Below are 13,109 nucleotides of genomic sequence, written 5' to 3' on the forward strand. Positions count from 1 at the left end.
CCTTTTTGTCCGGGGTGTTTGGCGGTTGGCATTGAAAGTTTGAAGTTGTACATGTAAGGGTAGAGTCAAGCGCTGAGGTGCCTTGCGTGAGGGATGCGAAGGGCGCCCGCAGGGCGGTGCGCAGCACGGTAGCGAAGCGCACCCCGGAGCAGCCCGACCCCGTGCAGCACAGCAGACGATAGGAAGAAGCTGCACGGGGGCACGCCCTAATCCTAAAAAATCAGTGCACTAAATTGTATTGGAGGACATATACAAGTGCTCCGGAGATGAAGCCAATGAGCGCCAGAGGAGCAATCTTTCGAAGGTACCAACTAAAGGTGATGCGCTCAATGCCCATGACGGCTACACCTGCTGCTGAGCCGATGATGAGAGCACTTCCACCGGTGCCGGCTGCATAGGCGAGAAATTCCCAAAAAAGCCCGTCTTGCTCGAAGTAGGTCCCTTCCTGGATGGCATACATGCCCATGGCAGCTGCTACCAGGGGTACATTGTCTACAATGCTGGACAGCAGGCCGATGGTCATGGCCAGGAGGATAATGCCGGTCTTGCGTTCGATACCGATGTGATGTTCGAGAAATGAGGCCAGGTGGGTGAGGGTACCCATGCTCTGCAGGCTGCCTACGGCCAGCAGGATTCCCAGGAAAAAGAGCACGGAGGCCATGTCAATCTTGCGGATGACGCCGATGACGGAGAGCTCGCGCTGCACGGCAAAGGGCTTGCGCTTGTGCAGCAGCTCGGTAGCTATCCACATAATGCCCAGACTCAACATCATACCCATAAATGGAGGCAGATGGGTGATGGCCTTAAATACGGGGACAAAGAGCAGCAATGCCAGACCGCCTATGAAGATGATTTTCTTTTCGTGGGGTCTGACGGCCGGTGCGATGTGTCCGGTGGTGACTTTGACAGTGGGGTGGCTTATGTGGCCTTTGAGGGTTCGGTTGAGTAGCAGAAGTGGTACCAATATACAGACTACGCTCGGTAGGAACACCATGGTGATCACCCGGAGGGTGGTGATCTGCTTGCCGATCCAGAGCATGGTGGTGGTGACATCGCCTATAGGTGACCAAGCACCACCGGCATTGGCGGAGATTACTATCATACCGGCAAAGAGCCAGCGGTCTTTGTAATTGGCTATAATTTTTCGCACGAGTGAGGCCATAACAATGGTGGTGGTAAGGTTGTCGAGGGCGGCACTCATGAAAAAAGTAAGCCCGCAGACCAGCCACATCAGACTGCTTCGGCTGGTAGTGTGAATGCGATTGGTGATGATGGTAAAGCCTCCATGTGCATCGATGGTTTCTACGATGGTCATAGCTCCTATGAGGAAAAAGAGAATCGAGGCAATTTCTGAAAGATGCTCCAGAAGTTGGTGGTCGGAGATGTATTCGAGCATTTTTTCTTTGTTGGGCTCAGCAGCTCTCAGGCCGAGATAGTGCATTACATCTGCCCAATCGACAAGTTGGGTGGCGGAGAGTGCGTAGAGTGCCCAGCAAATAACGCTGGTGACAAGGGCTGTAGCGGCTTTGTTGATGTGTAATTTGTGCTCGAGGGCAATGGCTATGTAGCCGATAATGAATACGGTGACAATTAAATATTCCATCATAGGATTTCTACTGGGTTTTCATGCCCGAGTGCGAGGATGAAGGCAGATTTAGTGATGTTTTTATTGTCGGGATTAATGCTATGGCATTGCTCCAGTGCCCATCGAATGCGCTCGGATACATCCCGGAAAATGGTTTCGTCGCTTATAAGGGCTTCGTCGCTCATCAGATAGGCAAAGGTGCGCGCCATTCCACAGTTGGCTATAAAATCTGGAATGATGCTAAGGGTTTGATCTGCTTTTTCGGCTATGGGACCCAGAAAGATTTCTGAGTCGGCAAACGGTACATTGGCTCCTGCAGCGATGACTTGTAATCCGTTGGCGATGAGTCGGTTTACATGGTCAGATGTGATAAGGCGGGAGGCTGCTGCAGGGATAAATATATCGGCAGGCACATCCCATATACGTGCATTTACTTCTTCAAAAGAAAGCATTGATTCGGCTTGCAGGGAGTTGTTCATTTTGGTTTCGAAGAATTCAGCAATTTGTTGGAAGGTATATCCCGCTTCATTGATCAATCCTCCATAGCGGTCGATGATGCCAACAATTTTCACACCATACGAAGCGAGATAGTAAGCTGCTGAAGCGCCAACATTGCCCCATCCCTGTATGATTGCTCTGAGGCCGGAGATATTGGCCTGGTGATAAATTTTGTAAAAATGCCGGACTGATTCGGCCACTCCATAGCCGGTAATCAGGTCAGACACGGTAAGAATATTTTTAATATTTGGCTTGTAGGGATGGGCGAGTACCGGAAGTAGTACTCCTCTTTGCAGGTTGTGTATTTTTTGTGTTCTTTTAACAGGGTCAGGATTGAAATGCCCGATGAGCACTCCTTCCTGAGGATGCTGGATGCCGAGAGAGGCTGTGATGGGGATTACTTCTTCTTTTTCATCTACATTGAGGTCGCCACCGGTGCCGTAGTAGTTTTTCAGCAGAGGTCCGATGGCGGTAAACCATCTCTTCAGTACTTCATTTTTACGTGGGTCAGAGGGGTCGAAATCGATTCCGGACTTTGCTCCTCCGATGGGAGGGCCTGCTATGGCAAACTTGATTTCCATGGTTTTAGCCAGAGAAATGACTTCATCGCAGGTCAGGCCTTTTCGCATGCGGGTGCCACCGCCGGCGGCTCCTCCCTTAAGAGAATTGATGACTACCCAACCACGTGCTTCGGTCAGGGTATCGTTCCATTCGAATACTATTTCAGGGGCTTTGCTTTCGAACGCTCTGAGTATTTTCATTGAATTTCCAATATGTTGAAAATGTGAAGCAAAATTATACGTACGGTTAAGCCCAAAACAGATTATTGGATATTCAGGGAATTTTGAGATTCGCTTAACACTATGCTCCATCTGCACAAACCTATTTGACCGGCATTTCGAAGCAGCGGTATTGAATTACCTTTGCCTGATGGAACACAGAGAATCTGACTATGGGGTGTGCATCGTGCAGCAGTGCAGGCAACAAACTGCCTAAAGGCTGCAGAAACAACGGTAGTTGTTCAACCGGGGGCTGTGACAAACTCCCGGTATTTGATTGGTTGGCCAATATGAATGAGCTCGAAGGGCTCGATACATGTCCGTATGTGGAGGTCCGATTTAAAGGGACCCGAAAGGATTTTTTTTACAATGCCAACCGGCTTAAATTGTACATCGGAGATGTGGTGGTGGTTGACGCTCAGCAAGGATACGATGTCGGAGTGGTGGCGCTGGCAGGAGAGCTGGTCCGGCTGCAGATGAGAAAAAAGCTCAAGGCAGAAAATCCGGAAATAAAACAACGCGTTCTTCGAATAGCTACTCAAAAAGACATCAACCAGTGGAGAAAACACCAGGAGCGAGAAGAAGAGCTGAAGTTTAAAACCAGAGAACTGGCAAAAAAACATGGGCTCCGAATGAAAATTTCCGACGTGGAATTTCAGGGCGATGGCACCAAGGCGACTTTTTACTATACTGCTGATGAGCGCGTGGATTTCCGCAATCTCATCAAGGATATGGCTGCTGAATTTGGCGTCCGGGTGGAAATGAGACAAATCGGCTTAAGGCAGGAAGCGGCCAGGCTGGGAGGTATAGGCTCCTGCGGCAGAGAACTCTGCTGCTCGACCTGGCTCACCGATTTCAGGGCAGTAAATACCTCTGCGGCAAGGTATCAGCAGCTCTCTCTTAACCCTCAGAAACTTGCCGGCCAATGTGGTAAGCTGAAGTGCTGTCTCAACTACGAGCTCGATGCCTATATGGAGGCGGTAAGGGAATTTCCAGACTTTAACCAGACCTTGAAGACCAAAGCCGGAGAGGCCACGCTGCAAAAAGTCGATATCTTTCGCAAAATCCTGTGGTACGCCTATGCCCACAATACCTCAAATTGGTATGGCATATCTCTTGAAAACGCTTTAAAAACCATCGAAAACAACAAGAATAATTCAATGCCTGACTCGCTTGAAGAGCTGACCGGAGCTGCCAGGGATACCAAAGAAGAAGCTATTGGCTTTTCTACACCGAATGATTTGAGTTTTTCCAATCAACAAACACCTACTAAGTCTCAGCAGAAGAATAAGCCAAAACAGAGAAGAAACAAACAAAAAGCACCGAATAAACGCAACAAGCAGTGAGCAGATTTTCCGGTCTCTTATATCGATTTAGATTTTCGAAATCTTATGCAAGTGTAAGATGCGCTTTTGCAAGTGTAAGATGCGCTTTATTGAAATTGACGACAGGTATCGCTGTGTATGCCTGGCTAACAGCCTGCAGTGAGGGGAATATTTTTCATTTCGAAATCAAGGATTTGGGAGGCACATTTCTGACTGATTCAGTAGCAGAATTCAAATTCCTGGCTGACGACACCAATAAGGTATACCGCATAAAATCCGTACTTTTTTATACCAACGAATATCCCTATTCCAATCTCTATGTAAAACGGGATATCTATTTTGAAGGTGTGCTGGAATATTCGGATACAGCCAATTACATTCTCTTCGATGATATGGGAAAGATGACCGGAAAGGGATACTCAGGTGTGAAAAAGCTTGAAAATACCATTGGGAGGGGGCCTCTTAGATTTTCCAACACGGGGTACTATACTGTGGAGTTGCGCCACATAATGCGCCAGGATACACTGCCGGGCATTGAGAAAATTGGCATCTTGATCACTGAAGAAAATCAGTAGCTATGGCTAAGAGAAGTAACAACACAACGGCCTACATCAAATATTTCTGGCTTACAGTAGGAGGGGGACTGGCCACTTTACTGCTGTTTATTTTGCTGGTGTCGATCGGGGTATTTGGCAGTTTGCCCGGATTTGAAGAAATCGAAAATCCAAAGAGCAACCTGGCTACGCAAATCATTTCTCAGGACGGTGTAGTATTGGGCAAGTTTTTCAAGGAAAACCGCACCCATGCCGAATTTGAAGACCTAAGTCCACATCTTGTAAATGCTCTGATTGCGACGGAAGATGAGCGTTTTTACAGCCATTCGGGGCTGGACGTAAAGGCCCTGGTAAGGGCTGTTGTCTTTCTGGGAAAAGCAGGCGGAGGCAGCACCATCACTCAGCAGCTGGCCAAGATGCTCTTTCACGATCCGCCAAAAAACATCCTGGAACGAATCATCCAAAAAGCCAAGGAATGGATCATAGCCCTTAGAATTGAGCGGCAGTATTCAAAGCAGGAAATTCTGGCCATGTATCTCAACCAGTTTGACTTTCTCTATCAGGCCGTGGGCATAGAATCGGCTTCTTACATTTATTTCAGCAAAGCACCCAAAGACCTGGAAATACAGGAAGCCGCTCTGCTGGTAGGAATGGCAAAAAATCCGTCGCATTACAATCCTGTACGCTTTCCGGAGCGTGCCTTGCAGAGACGAAATACAGTGCTCAAGCAAATGCTGCGAAACAAATTTATCTCTGCTGAAGAATTTGAAGAACTCAAGCAACGGCCGCTCGGACTGCAATTTCGCAAGCAAAGCCACAATGAAGGCCCCGCCTCCTATCTGAGAGAACACATCAGGCTTTTTCTCACCGAATGGGTGAAAACTCATAAAAAACCTGATGGAGGCACTTACAACATTTACACCGATGGTCTAAAAGTATATACCTCCATCGATTCGCGTATGCAGCAATATGCGGAAGAAGCTGTGACCGAGCACTTGTCAAACTATCAGAGAGTCTTCTTTGCCAGGGAGAGCCACCGGAAGGACTTTCCGTTTGTCAAACTCACCCAGACCGAAATTGAAGATCTGCTCAACCGCGCCATGCGCCGGAGTGAGCGCTACAAGAGCCTGAAATCCGCCGGAGTAAGCCAAGATTCGATTATCAAAAATTTCAACACACCTGTGCCCATGCAAATTTTTTCCTGGAACGGAGAAATCGATACACTGATGACTCCTATGGACTCCATCAGGTATTATAAATCATTTTACCAGACAGGCTTTATGGCTGTGGAGCCACAGACGGGTTTTGTGAAAGCATGGGTGGGAGGTATCAATTTCAAGCATTTCAAATACGACAATGTCTTTCAGGCAAAAAGGCAAGTAGGTTCTACTTTCAAACCCTTTCTCTATGCCACGGCCATCAAGGAAAAGAAATACAGTCCTTGCTTCGAGGTTCCGGATGCACGCATTTGCATAGAAGCCGGAATGTATGGGCTGCTCCAGGACTGGTGCCCTTCAAATTCCGATGACAAGTACGAAGGCATGATGACACTGAAACGAGCTTTGGCCGAGAGTAAGAACACGGTTAGCACCTTTCTGATGAAGCAAATCGGACCAGCCAGTGTGGTGCAGTTGTGTGCCGATCTGGGAATCACCAGTGAAGTGCCGGTGGCTCCGTCCATAGCGCTGGGCACTATGGATTTAAGTGTGTATGAATTGATTGGCGCGTATACCACCTTTGCCAATAAAGGAACCTATACCCAGCCAATCGTAATCACCAGAATCGAAGATAAAAACGGACTGGTGTTGGCCGAATTCGAACCGGAAACGCGCGAAGTACTTTCTGAGGAGGTGGCCTACGTAATGCTTGACTTGCTGAAAGCGGTAACCCAGTTTGGTACCGGCGCTCGGCTCAGAAGCCGGGGGGGCAGTTATATGGACAATGTGGTGACCGGGTTTCCATGGGGATTTGACAATCCGATAGCTGGCAAGACCGGGACGACCCAAAACAATTCCGACGGTTGGTTTGTGGGCATGGTGCCCAACCTGGTAGCTGGTGCCTGGGTAGGGTGCGAAGATCGGTCTGCACACTTTCGCTCTACCTATTTCGGACAAGGAGCCACAGCTGCTATGCCGGTATGGGCACTCTTTATGAAAAAATGCTATTCCGACCCAAGTCTTAAGGTCAGCAAAGCTGATTTCGAACCTCCTCAGGAGCCGATCTCTATCGTCACGGATTGCAACCGCTACAAACAACTGCAGGAAGCAGACGACCTTCCTGACTGGATAAAATAAACCAATGGCTGGCAACTATTTGAAAAAGCGATTGAGAGTCAACTTTATAAGCGTGGTGATATCGCAGACGCTTGTATTGTTTGTATTGGGCATCTTTAGCATTCTGTTGCTTAATGCCCGTCAGATAGCCATAAACCTGAAAGAAAATCTCACCCTGCTTGTGGTGCTGAAGCAAGATGTTGGTACGGCAGATGCTCGTCGGCTTCTGAAAGTGTTTGAAGCGGATCCTCGGATACGCACGGCAGAACTCATCACACGGGAAGAGGCCGCTCAGACGCTCAAAGAAGAGCTCGATGAAGACTTTGTCGAGTTTCTCGGCTACAACCCCCTATCGGATGTAATCGAGGTAAAACTACAGGCTCAGTACACTGAGCCGGGTGAAATGGAAATCGTGGAAAACTATCTCAAATCGGACCCGATCGTAGATGAGGTAGTGATAGACAAAGATCTGATGTACCTGATGAATGCCAATATCAGCAAATTATCGTATTTGGCAGTGGCAGTCGCTGTCATTCTGCTTCTGGTGTCCATAGGGCTTATCAATTCATCAATCCGACTTTCCATATTTTCATCCAGGTTTATCATTCGTACCATGCAGCTTGTCGGCGCTACGTATTGGTTTATTATCAGGCCCTATATTTTAACGGCTGTGGTACAGGGTGCTGTGTCGGGAATGCTGGCTTCTGGCGCCATTTACTTGCTCTATTACTATGGAAGGGGATGGCTCACTGACCTGATGATCGATATTTCTGGTCTGGAAAATTTAGTGATTTTTCCAGTTCTCATCCTGTTGGGTATGCTGATATCCTTCCTGTGCACTTTCTTTGCCATGAACAAGTACCTGAAACTCGATATCGAAAGATTGTATTTATGAAACAACCAACGAAAAACAAACCCTTTATTTTCGGAAAGACCAATTACCTGATCATGATTGGGGGCATTGTGCTCATGGCCATAGGCTACCTGCTGATGCAGGGAGGAGGAAGCGATGATCCCAACGTGTTTAACGAAGACATTTTCAGCCCGAGAAGGATCAGGGTGGCTCCCACATTTATCATTCTTGGCTTCATAGCTCAGGTATTTGCCATTATGTATCAACCCAAATCTACGGATCAATGACCTTACTGGAAGCCCTGATTCTGGGGGTCCTTCAGGGTCTTACCGAATTTTTGCCGGTGAGCTCGAGCGGACACCTGGAAATCGGCAAAGTGCTGCTTAGCCTAAAGCTTGCCGGCAATGAAAGTCTGATGTTTACCGTAGTGGTACACTTTGCTACAGCTTTAGCTACCATGTTTGTATACCGAAAAGACATCGGCAGGCTGCTAAACGGCCTTCTTCAGTTTAAAAACAATGATGAAACCCGTTTTGCCGGACTTGTTCTGATATCGATGGTACCGGCAGGGATAGTGGGCTTGCTGTTTGAAAAAGAGATCGAAACCCTCTTCGAAGGGCGTATAGCCTTAGTGGGTTCGATGCTTATTGTAACGGGATTGTTGTTGTTTATAGCCGATAAGTCCCGCACTACGCTAAAAAAAATTACTCCACTCAGTGCTTTTGTAGTTGGGATAGCCCAGGCCATAGCCATATTGCCCGGAATTTCCAGATCGGGTGCTACCATTAGTACATCGGTAATTCTCGGTATTGACCGCGACAATGCAGCCAGATTTTCCTTTTTGATGGTCATTCCGATCATCTTTGGCAAGATCATACTCGATGCCGGCGATTTGATTCAGGAGCTTTCGGAGATACAGGGCACTGCTACTGTACCTTTCTCAGCTATGGCGGGAGGTTTTATCAGTGCCTTTGTGGTAGGTGTATTGGCGTGTAGGCTGATGATCAGTATGGTCAAGAACGCACAGCTGAAATACTTTTCGTTTTATTGTTTTGTGGTCGGGTTTATTTCCATTGTTTCCTATTACTATTACTAGTGCTGCGTGGAAGTTGAAAAGTCTGCAGAGTACTACCTTTCGGGAGCTATACTGCTGATCGATAAGCCATACGGCAGGACTTCTTTTGATGTGGTGCGACGGGTTCGCAGCATCATACGAAAAAAGTACAGGTTGCGCGATATCAAAGTAGGTCATGCAGGTACCCTCGACCCGCTGGCAACTGGACTTTTGGTCCTTTGTACCGGAAAAGCTACTCGTCAGATCGAACTGTTGATGGGACAGGATAAAGTCTACACGGGCCGAGGTAAACTTGGCTATACAACTCCCAGCTATGACCGGGAGACGGAGGAAGAAGCTACCGATGTACCTATATCCGGCAGCTACGACCGTCTGATGGCCACGGCCAGGAATTTTGAGGGAGAAATCGAGCAGGTGCCACCGGTGTATTCTGCCGTCAAAATCAATGGCAAGCGCGCGTATCAGTTGGCGAGAATGGGCGAAGAACCCCGTGTCAAACCTCGCCCGGTAAGGATCGATGCTTTCCAAATCACTTCTTTTGCTCCACCTTTTTTTGATTTTAGGGTTGTGTGCTCCAAGGGAACTTACATACGTAGCCTTATACACGACTACGGACAAGCTTTGGGATGTAGGGCCTATCTCTATGACCTTCGCAGAGAAATGTCAGGTGCATTTTCGGTGGATATGGCCTGGAAATTTGAAGAGCTGGAGGACAAGCTGTGAGACCTTGCCGATTTTCAATGCAAGTGTCATAGTAGTGTTTTATGGATGAGGGGATTACAGACCGGGCATTTCCGAATTTTTCTATATGAGCCAGAGAGCTGTGCAGCGCTTTATTTTTTACGATGGATATTCATGTGAATTTTCACAATTCCTCTGCCCGGGTCATTGAGGGCCTCAGCGCCAGGGCGGTGGCGGATATGAGCCGCAGCAGGCGGGCCATGTGGCCCGCGGGCGAGGAGGCGGAGCGTCAGCAAGCCACCACAGCCCGCCGGGCCACGCCCGAGCTGCAAGGGGAATAGGAGCCGCAGACCGGCCCCCGGCCGCTCAGCGGTAGCGGCCGGGGGGGCGCCCCAGTATCCAAAATTCCAGATTATACTTTGACTCTGCCAGAAGAGTGGCTAAATGACCCGACCGGCTATCTGCAGAATCTTTGGCAACCCGGCTACTGCTGCTGCTGTGGTGCTGAAACCGATGGCCAATACGGTAAAGCTGATCAGCAGCAGTTGTCCGGGGCGTAGCTCTACAGGATAGGCTTCAATCAGATATCCTTCGCCCAGTTGTATAAGGCCGAAGGCGTCCTGAAGCCATACGATACCTATACCCAGCAGTATGCCTATGACGACTCCTGCCGATACGATGAGCAGTCCTGTGATGCGAAAGATACCGCTGATTTGTCCTGTGGTAAGGCCGAGAGCGCGTAGCAAGTGGATGTTGTGCCGCTTCTCGAGGATGAGCATGCGCAGCGAGCCCATGAGCCCGAAGCTGGCCAGCAGCGCGATGAAGGTAAAGATGAGGTAAACGACGAGTTTTTCGGCGCGCATAATCTTGAAAAAGGCCTCTTGCTGCTCATCTCGGTCGTAGACGCGATGTTCTGAGAGCATTTGTCGGAGTTTGTTTTTTACGGATTTGATGTGCGCGGGATTTTTCAGTTGTATTTCGATGGCTGAGTAGCTGTCTTCATTTCTGGTCAGCTCCCGAAGGGTGGCGATATCGGTGAGGCAGTACTTTTCATCGACCTCCGGCTGAATGGTGAAAATGCCGACGGCTTCGAGATGGCTCTGACTGAAGGCTCTCTCCGGGCGGCTGAGGCTGCGCACATCGGCCCTGGGCACAAATACCTGAAAGTACTCGCCTTCGAGCCCTGCCGAAAGACCCAGGTGATAAGCCACCCCAAGGCCTACGATGGCTGTATGGTGGCCCGGTGAGGCTTTGCCATAGAGCAGATGGGCTTCGAGGTCGTTGACCTCGAAGTAGTGTGCGTCCACACCTTTGAGGATGACCACTACTTCGCGGTCGCCTTTTTGAAGGTAGGCTTTTTCCTCCAGCACAAAACTGTATGCTTTTATCTGGTCAATCTGCCCGAGCAAAGCCGACATCGAGTCGGCACCCGTCAGGTATTTGCCGCCGGCAGGTACTACTTTCAGCTCCGGATCGAAAGCGTTGTAAAGTTGGCGCGAAAACTGCTCCAACCCGTTGAACGCACTGAGCACCACTACCAGCGCTACCGTACAAGCCACGATGCCCAGCATCGAAATCATTCCCAGTATGTTGACGGCTCCTACGGAAGTTCTGCTGCCAAAATACCGTCTGGCGATAAACCACTGTACGGACGTCACAGACTACTGGATCGGATTTTCGCCCCCTTCTCTGAGCAATCTATCGATTTCGGCTTCCTTTTCAAAGGCATCGTCGATTAGAAAAATGAGCTCCGGCATCACGCGCAGGTGTTTGCCCACGAGCCTGGCTACTTCTTGCTTGATGGCTTTGAAGTTTTCATCTATGTAGGCTTTTACGGAGCTGCTCATCGCATAGGGAAACACACTCAGATACACTCGTGCAATCGACAAATCGGCCGTGATTTTTACAGCCGTCACACTGACCATCGTACCCCGAAAGTTGTCTTTCGATATTCTTTGAAAGAGGGTCCCGATTTCTTCCTGTAAGAAGGATTCTACTCTTGCCAGCCGTTGCTTTTCCATTTTTTTGTTTTTTGGGCGTGCCCCCGGCCTGAGGGAGCATTCCATACGGGCTGCTGTCCTCAGGCCGGGGTCGGTGTCCTGCGGGGTTCCGTCGCCACTGAAGCGAGTGGCGACCGCCCTGACGGGCGCCCTCCGGCCACCTCACGCAGCAAAAGTAGCATAACTCGCGCTATTTACCGGCAGCAATCTCTCCTCGCTGGTGCAGTGAACGCACTGAGTTTACCAGACGGAATCATGCAGGTAGAGGTACTGCAATATGGGTTTACTAGCCAAGTAGCTCAAATCCACTTTTTGGTGCAGGTGGTTATCTGCTGCAAGGTCTGCTGTTTTACTTAGCTGGGACAGTGTTTGTTTGAAGTACAAAAGATTAAGTTTCCTTTGGTTCGTTTTCCTGGTTTGAATTTGTACCGCCAAATCCTTTGGACCTGAAGGCATTCCATCCCTGAGCGGTGATGGGAATCTCTTCGTTCAGATTGGTTACCAGCACTACAGGGTCATTTTCATCCGTCATGTGTCCGATGATGGTAAAATCCGGATGGTTTTTTATCTTTTCAAAATCGCTGAGAGGTATGGTGAAGAGCAGTTCGTAGTCTTCTCCGCCATTGAGTGCCACGGTAGTAGCATTCAACTGCATTTCCTCGCAAACTTTGAAAGTCTGCTGATCGATAGGCAGTTTGTTTTCATAAATTTTAGCTCCGAGGCCGGAGCGGGTAGCGATGTGCAGCAGTTCACTGGAAAGACCATCGCTGATGTCGATCATGGCTGTTGGCTTAATGTTAAGGCTTTGCAGTTGCTGCAATACATCCTGACGTGCTTGCGGCTTGAGCAGCCTTTTCACCACATAATCATAGGGTGCCAGGTCGGGTTGCACATAGGGGTTGGCTTTAAATACTTCTTTTTCTCGTTCCAGTACCAGAAGTCCGCAGTATGCGCCTCCGAGGTCGCCGGTCACCACGATGAGGTCCTTGGGTTTTGCAGTACATCGCTTGATGGCCTGGCCTTTTGGTACTTTGCCTAAGGCCGTAATGCTCAGCATCATTCCGGACCTGGAAGTGGTCGTATCACCACCGATCAGGTCGATGCCATACTGAGCACAGGCCATTTGAATACCTCTGTAAATGTCTTCTAAGGCTTCTACAGAGCTGCGGGCAGAGGTGGCCAGACCTACCAGCGCGTGAGTGGGCTCAGCACCCATGGCTATCAAATCCGATACATTCACGACGATGGCCTTGTAGCCCAGGTGCAACAGCGGGGTGTAAAAAAAGTCAAAATGCACACCCTCTATCAGTATATCGGTGGTCACTACAGTTTCAAAGCCATTGTGGTTGATTATGGCTGCATCGTCACCTATACCCAGTATGGTTTCCTGCCTGCGAATTTCAAGCAGGGCTTCCAAGTGCTCGATGAGCCCGAATTCGCCCAGTTCCTGTAGGGGTGTAAATGTTTTGTTTTTATCGTCGAGCAT

12 protein-coding genes are annotated in these 13,109 nt (G+C 49.1%); 7 read left to right on the plus strand and 5 right to left on the minus strand.

The features are described from left to right. Positions 1-220: 220 nt before the first annotated feature. Positions 221-1,606 (minus strand): sodium:proton antiporter NhaD, encoded by a 1,386-nt coding sequence (gene nhaD, locus DES35_RS08125; protein WP_244906338.1) that lies wholly within the window; start codon positions 1,604-1,606, stop codon positions 221-223. Continuing rightward, on the minus strand, positions 1,603-2,844 hold the full coding sequence (locus DES35_RS08130; RefSeq protein ID WP_114366315.1) for a Glu/Leu/Phe/Val dehydrogenase dimerization domain-containing protein: 1,242 nt from the start codon (positions 2,842-2,844) through the stop codon (positions 1,603-1,605). Before DES35_RS08130 ends, nhaD begins: the two co-directional genes overlap by 4 nt. A gap of 191 nt (positions 2,845-3,035) precedes the next feature. Between DES35_RS08130 and DES35_RS08135 the strand changes: the two genes are divergently transcribed. From DES35_RS08135 to truB, 7 genes are all read left to right on the plus strand, one after another. Continuing rightward, positions 3,036-4,208, plus strand: coding sequence for a PSP1 domain-containing protein (locus DES35_RS08135; protein ID WP_037358427.1), 1,173 nt, complete (start codon positions 3,036-3,038; stop codon positions 4,206-4,208). A gap of 89 nt (positions 4,209-4,297) precedes the next feature. Beyond that, positions 4,298-4,762 carry a gliding motility lipoprotein GldH gene (locus tag DES35_RS08140; RefSeq protein ID WP_037358429.1) on the plus strand — a complete coding sequence of 155 codons (465 nt, stop codon included), beginning with the start codon at positions 4,298-4,300 and terminating at the stop codon, positions 4,760-4,762. Between the two features lie 2 nt (positions 4,763-4,764). Beyond that, positions 4,765-7,035, plus strand: a complete 2,271-nt coding sequence (locus tag DES35_RS08145) for a penicillin-binding protein 1A (protein WP_037358432.1) — start codon at positions 4,765-4,767, stop codon at positions 7,033-7,035. A gap of 4 nt (positions 7,036-7,039) precedes the next feature. Continuing rightward, positions 7,040-7,909: a cell division protein FtsX gene (locus DES35_RS08150; RefSeq protein ID WP_125039437.1), complete on the plus strand. Its 870-nt coding sequence runs from the start codon at positions 7,040-7,042 to the stop codon at positions 7,907-7,909. Next, positions 7,906-8,154: a DUF3098 domain-containing protein gene (locus tag DES35_RS08155; protein ID WP_037358438.1), complete on the plus strand. Its 249-nt coding sequence runs from the start codon at positions 7,906-7,908 to the stop codon at positions 8,152-8,154. Before DES35_RS08150 ends, DES35_RS08155 begins: the two co-directional genes overlap by 4 nt. Further along, the gene (locus DES35_RS08160; RefSeq protein WP_114366317.1) at positions 8,151-8,963 is read left to right on the plus strand and encodes an undecaprenyl-diphosphate phosphatase; all 813 of its coding nucleotides are present in this window, start codon (positions 8,151-8,153) and stop codon (positions 8,961-8,963) included. The genes DES35_RS08155 and DES35_RS08160 overlap by 4 nt, the downstream gene beginning before the upstream one ends. Positions 8,964-8,969: 6 nt before the next feature. After that, positions 8,970-9,665, plus strand: coding sequence for a tRNA pseudouridine(55) synthase TruB (gene truB, locus DES35_RS08165; RefSeq protein WP_114366318.1), 696 nt, complete (start codon positions 8,970-8,972; stop codon positions 9,663-9,665). A gap of 398 nt (positions 9,666-10,063) precedes the next feature. Here truB and DES35_RS08170 read toward each other — a convergent pair whose 3' ends face one another. The 3 genes from DES35_RS08170 to thiL form a co-directional block, all read right to left on the minus strand. Continuing rightward, positions 10,064-11,281 (minus strand): ABC transporter permease, encoded by a 1,218-nt coding sequence (locus tag DES35_RS08170; protein WP_125039438.1) that lies wholly within the window; start codon positions 11,279-11,281, stop codon positions 10,064-10,066. Positions 11,282-11,284: 3 nt separating this feature from the next. Next, the gene (rbfA, locus tag DES35_RS08175) at positions 11,285-11,644 is read right to left on the minus strand and encodes a 30S ribosome-binding factor RbfA (protein WP_170125726.1); all 360 of its coding nucleotides are present in this window, start codon (positions 11,642-11,644) and stop codon (positions 11,285-11,287) included. A gap of 367 nt (positions 11,645-12,011) precedes the next feature. Continuing rightward, positions 12,012-13,109, minus strand: coding sequence for a thiamine-phosphate kinase (gene thiL, locus DES35_RS08180; protein WP_051889290.1), 1,098 nt, complete (start codon positions 13,107-13,109; stop codon positions 12,012-12,014).

This window comes from Schleiferia thermophila (genome assembly GCF_003337435.1).
Classification (GTDB): domain Bacteria; phylum Bacteroidota; class Bacteroidia; order Flavobacteriales; family Schleiferiaceae; genus Schleiferia; species Schleiferia thermophila.